This window comes from Pauljensenia sp. UMB3104 (assembly GCF_030217285.1).
Classification (GTDB): Bacteria; Actinomycetota; Actinomycetes; order Actinomycetales; family Actinomycetaceae; genus Pauljensenia.
Genome location: NZ_JASONN010000264.1, coordinates 1 through 281 on the forward strand (window position 1 = coordinate 1; position 281 = coordinate 281).

A 281-nucleotide genomic window follows, 5' to 3' on the forward strand; every position below is an offset into this window, starting at 1 on the left:
GACTCGCCCTTCGCGACGCCGATAATCTCCCTGCCGAGGCCTTCGCGCAACGACACGAAACGCTCGAACAGCGCGGGAGGCTCAACCTTCTCCGCGACAGTCACGATGCCCCGGCCGTGCGCACACACCCACGCGCCAGCGCGATCCCAGCTGCCGGAGTGTCCGAGGGCGAGGACGACCGGGCCATCTTTGCTGGCCGCGGCCAAGGCCTCAAAACCCTCGAAGGAGACTCCCTCAAGCAACGGCGCGCCACGACGCGATCCGAGCATCAGCTGTTCGGC

1 protein-coding gene is annotated in these 281 nt (G+C 67.6%); it reads right to left on the reverse strand.

Annotated features, from left to right (window positions below; genetic code table 11):
- On the reverse strand, positions 1-281 hold a 281-nt coding region (locus QP415_RS11650), incomplete at both ends, for an LpxL/LpxP family acyltransferase (RefSeq protein WP_442953486.1).